Origin of the sequence: Falsiroseomonas oryzae, from assembly GCF_027856955.1 — a bacterium.
Classification (GTDB): Bacteria; Pseudomonadota; Alphaproteobacteria; order Acetobacterales; family Acetobacteraceae; genus Falsiroseomonas; species Falsiroseomonas oryzae.
On the sequence record NZ_JAPSMD010000461.1, the window covers coordinates 1 to 4,106 of the forward strand.

The 4,106-nt window shown below is 74.6% G+C and carries 4 protein-coding genes; 2 read left to right on the forward strand and 2 right to left on the reverse strand.

Annotation, left to right across the window (positions count from 1 at the left end):
• The coding region (locus OZN99_RS26980) for a ring-opening amidohydrolase (RefSeq protein ID WP_270938321.1) at nucleotides 1–688 on the forward strand (688 nt) is incomplete at its 5' end.
• On the opposite strand, the gene OZN99_RS26985 is transcribed toward OZN99_RS26980, so the two are convergent.
• Nucleotides 675–2,006 carry an amidase gene (locus tag OZN99_RS26985; RefSeq protein ID WP_270938322.1) on the reverse strand — a complete coding sequence of 444 codons (1,332 nt, stop codon included), beginning with the start codon at nucleotides 2,004–2,006 and terminating at the stop codon, nucleotides 675–677. The genes OZN99_RS26980 and OZN99_RS26985 overlap by 14 nt on opposite strands.
• A 102-nt stretch (nucleotides 2,007–2,108) precedes the next feature.
• On the opposite strand from OZN99_RS26985, the gene OZN99_RS26990 reads away from it, so the two are divergent.
• On the forward strand, nucleotides 2,109–3,083 hold the full coding sequence (locus OZN99_RS26990) for a Bug family tripartite tricarboxylate transporter substrate binding protein (RefSeq protein ID WP_270938323.1): 975 nt from the start codon (nucleotides 2,109–2,111) through the stop codon (nucleotides 3,081–3,083).
• A gap of 9 nt (nucleotides 3,084–3,092) precedes the next feature.
• On the opposite strand, the gene OZN99_RS26995 is transcribed toward OZN99_RS26990, so the two are convergent.
• The coding region (locus OZN99_RS26995; RefSeq protein WP_270938324.1) for an amidohydrolase family protein at nucleotides 3,093–4,106 on the reverse strand (1,014 nt) is incomplete at its 5' end.

Genomic DNA, 4,106 nt, shown 5'->3' on the forward strand with positions numbered 1-4,106 from the left:
TGCGCTGGCCGTGGCCGAAGCGGTGCGGCGCGCCATGGCGGATGCCGGTGCCACGCCCGCGCAGGTCGCCCTGGTCTTCGTGAAAAGCCCGGTCCTGCCGCGCCGGCACCTCGGCGAGCTTCCGCCTGCGGTCGCGGCGCGGGCCGGCTCCACGCCCACGGCGCGCGCGGTCGCGGCGCTGGGCGTCGGTCTCGCCCTGGGCGAGGTGCATGATTCGCAGGTGACGGACGCGACCATCGGCCGCGACCCGATGCTGCACAGCCGCCGCGCGATGTGCTTCTCCGGCACCGAGCTCGGCCATTGCGACGTCATCCTGTTCGCCAACGTCCCAGGCGCCGGTGGTGACCTGGTGCTGGATACGGAGCCGCTGGCGGACATCCTGGACGCGCCCGCGTTGCTGCGCCTGGCCCGGCGTGCCGGCCTGCCGCCGGATGCCGACGGGCTGTTCACCGCCAGTGCGCCGGAGGCGCTGTTCCTCAAGGTGGGCGTCCGGCCTGGCGGGATGGTGCGCGGCCGGCGCACCACGGTGTTCGAGAGCGAGCTCGATCCCGACAAGCACATGCGGCCCGTCGCCTCGGGCCTGGTCGGCGCGCTGTTCGGCACCACGCGCGCCTTCATCACGGGCGGATCGGAGCAGCAGGCGCCGCCGGGCGGCGGGCTCGCCGCGATGGTGGTCAGAGCCCGGTAAGCGCGACCGGCGGCACGGGTGCCTCGGGCAGCGCGGCTTCGACCTGCGCGGCCAGCGCGAGCAGCGCGCCGTCTCCGCCGCGCCGGCCGAGCAGGTGCAGGGCGAAGGGCACGCCCTCGGCGGGGTAGAGCCCGGCGGGCAGCACCAGGGCGGGGGCGCCGGCGGCGTTCGCGGTCCGCATGAAGATGCTGCGCGCCGGATCGAGCGGCACGGCGCGCCCATCGAAATCCACCGTCGTGGCGGGAATCGGAGGCGCGGCGAAGGGCCAGCCCGGCGTGACGACGGCATCCGCCGCGACGCGGTCCAGCAGCGTCTGCAGGCCAGCCGCGAAGCGGGCGAGCACGTCCCGCGCCGCGGCGACCTGCTCCGTCGGAAGCTGCGCCGACAGCGCCGCTCGCGCCTTCAGATGCGCGCCGATCGGCGCCTCCGCGGGAAGGGCGCGCAGCGCAGCGCCGCCTTCAGCCAGCGCGATGGTACCCACCGCCGCGTCCGCCTCCGCCCAGAGCGGAACCTCGGCCTCCGTCAGGGCGATCCCGTGGGCCGCAAGGCGCGACAGCGCCGCAGCGAAGAGGGTGCGCGTCGCGCCGTCGGCAACACCGGCAACCAGCCGTGCCGGCACCAGAAGGCGCAGCCGCGGGGGCGGCGGGCCCGACGGTGTGCCGAGCGCTGCCGCACCGCGGGCCACGCAGTCGACCCTCCGCCCCAGCAGCCCGAGCGTGTCGAGCGATGGCGACCAGACCGGCACGCCGGCATAGTCCCAGACGCCGAATCCCGGCTTGAAGCCGACGATGCCGCAATGCACGGCCGGATTGCGCACCGACCCGGCGGTGTCCGTGCCGAGGCCGAGCGCGGCCAGGCCGAGCGCCACCGCCACCCCCGAGCCGGTCGAGGACCCGCCGGCCGTCCGCGACACGTCCCAGGGGTTCAGACCCATCGGCTCGAACGGGTTCTCCACCGCGTACATCGCGAGCTCCGACAGCGTCGTCATGCCGAGGGGCACGGCGCCGGCCTTCCGCAGCGCGGCGACCATGGCGGCATCGGCCGGCGCGATCCGCCCGACATGCAGCGCGCTGCCCTCGGTGTGCGGCAGGCCTGCCACAGGGATGTTGCCCTTCACGGCGAGCGTGGCGCCAGCCAGCGGGCCCGGTGCTGGATCTCCGCCTGCCTCGTCGAGCGCGGAGAAGGCGCGGAAGCGGGCAAACTGCCGCGCACGGGCGCGCGTGGCGGCCATCAACGCGGCCGGCGTCAGACTGCCCTCGGCGATCGCGGCAAGCTGGCGGCCGAGCGGCCAGAGGGGTGCGGGAGGGGGCGTGCTCATGGACGCAGCATGTCGCGCGTTAGCGCCGCGCGGAAGCAGGCGGGGGGACAGGCTGGTGCGCCGCTTGCTAGGCTGGCCCGATCGCAGCAGAGGCCCGTACGCATGACCAGCACGCCCGCCACCCGTCGCGCCACGCTTGCCCTCGGCTTCTCGGCGCTCGCCATGCCCGCCCTGGCGCAGGCGCCATGGCCCACCAGGTCCCTCCGCTTCATCGTGCCCTTCGGCGTCGGCGGCACCGCCGACATCATCGCACGCACCGTCGCGCAGCGCCTGCAGGAGCCGCTGGGGCAGTCCGTGGTGGTGGAGAACCGCACCGGCGGCGGCGGCGTGATCGGTACCGATTCGGTCGTGAAGTCGGCGCCGGACGGCTACACCTTCATCATCGTCACGAGCACGCAGAGCGCCAACGAGACGCTGATCCCGAACCGCCCCTACGACCTACTGCGCGACCTTGCTCCGGTCTCCTCGCTGAACCTCAACCATCTGGCGGTCGTGGTGCATCCCTCGCTGCCGGTGAACTCGATCCCGGAGCTGATCGCCCATGCCCGCGCCAATCCCGGCCGGCTGGATTGCGGCAATCCCGGCATCGGCAGCGGCCACCACCTGGCGGCGGAGCTGTTCCGCATGCAGGCCGGCGTGGATTTCCAGCACATTCCCTTCCGCAGCAGCGACCAGATGCGCACGGCGATCGTGGGCGGCCAGGTCCAGCTGTGCTTCGATCCGATCCCCTCCATGCTGGAGACGATCCGCACCGGCCGCGTGCGGGCCATCGGCGCCACCGGTCCCGCACCGAGCCCGGTGCTGCCCGGCGTCGCCACGGTGGCCGCGGTGCTGCCGGGCTACGAGCAGTCGATCTGGGTGGGCCTCATGGCCCCCGCCCGGACACCGCCAGCGATCCTGGACCGGCTGCATGCGGAGATCGGCAAGGTGCTGGCGGATCCGGCGATCCGCGAGTCGCAGGAGCGCAGCGGCGGCGAGGCGTGGCGGATCGAGCGCGCCGCCTTCGGCGAGTTCGTGCGCCGCGACGTGGAGCAGCTGCGCACCCTGATCCGCACGGCGAACATCCAGGCGCCGTAGCGCGGTGCGTCAGCCCGGGACGACCTCGGCACGCAGGCCGCGGGTGCCGCAGGCCGGGCAGCCGCCGACATAGCGCCAGAGCGGAACCGGCTCGGCCCATGCGCGCCGGTTCGCCTCCTCCAGCAGGGCGAAGACCGGCGTCAGGCGCTCCCGCACCGCGGCGGCGTCGGCGCGCAGGCCGGGCAGCAGCCGCTCGGCCTCCGCGGCCAGCGCTGCCTCATCCAGAGTGGTCAGCCGGCCTTCGTCGAGCACGATCCTGCCGTCCACCAGCACGGTGCGTACGGCGCGGCCGCCTTCCGTGAAGACGAGCTGCCGGATGGCGCTGTTCAGCGGCACCCAGGACGGGTCGCTGAGGTCGAGCAGCACCAGGTCGGCGCGCATGCCCGGCCGGATTGCGCCGACCTGCCCCTCCAGCCCGACCGCGCGCGCCCCGCCCTGCGTCGCGGCGCGCAAGGCCTCCGCGGCCGGCGGCGGCGCCTCGTCGGGGTCGTCGGAGACGGCGGGCAGGGCGCAGAAGGCCTTCATCACCTGGAACAGGTTCTGCGCGTCTGAGCAGGAGCAGTTGTCGGCGCCGAGCGCGAGCCGCACGCCGGCGCGTCGCAGCGCCTTCACCGGCGCCACGCCGCTGCGCGTCTTGAGGTTGCCCATGGGGTTCAGCACGACGTTCGTGCCTGCAGCGGCCAGGCGCGCGATCTCCTCCTCGTCCAGCCAGACGCAATGCGCCAGGGTCAGTTGTGGCCCGAGCAGCCCGCATTGCGCCAGGAACTCGACGATCGAGCCGCCGGGCATGGTGTGGCGCGCGTGCACGACCGTCGCGCGGCTCTCGTAGAGATGCGTGAAGACCGGGATCCCGAGCCGCGCGGCGGCCTCGGCCATGCGCGGCACGGTCTCCGCCTTCACCCGTTCCGGCGCGGAGGGGCCGAGGGCGAAGCTCTGGCGCGGGTGGCGGCCCTGCCGCGCCGCGATGGCCGCCGCCACGCGGTCCAGCGCGTCCTCGCCGCGCGGGACGAGGGGCGGGCCGCC